Annotated in this window: 1 protein-coding gene; it reads left to right on the top strand. The window is 39.5% G+C overall.

Going from position 1 to position 261, the window contains the following annotated elements:
* Positions 1-261: hypothetical protein (locus FHK87_RS26505; protein ID WP_226294435.1), on the top strand; the 261-nt coding region annotated here is incomplete at both ends.

The following is a 261-nucleotide window of genomic DNA, read 5'->3' as shown; positions in this document are numbered from 1 at the left end:
CCAATTCTACCTTCACTGAAGATGGAACAAACTTGATCATCACTGATTCGGATGGTAGTACAGTGTCTATTCCTTTAGCGGATATCGATACGGATACCAATACAACTAATTCTACTTTCACTGAAGATGGAACAAACTTGATCATCACTGATTCGGATGGTAGTACAGTATCTATTCCGTTAGCAGATATCGATACGGATACCAATACAACAAATTCTACCTTCACTGAGGATGGAACCAACTTGATCATCACTGATTCGG

This window comes from Aquimarina algicola, from assembly GCF_006443095.1.
Taxonomy (GTDB): domain Bacteria; phylum Bacteroidota; class Bacteroidia; order Flavobacteriales; family Flavobacteriaceae; genus Aquimarina; species Aquimarina algicola.
Note: the sequence above shows the minus strand (reverse complement) of the source record. Positions and strands in the feature narration are given on the sequence as shown.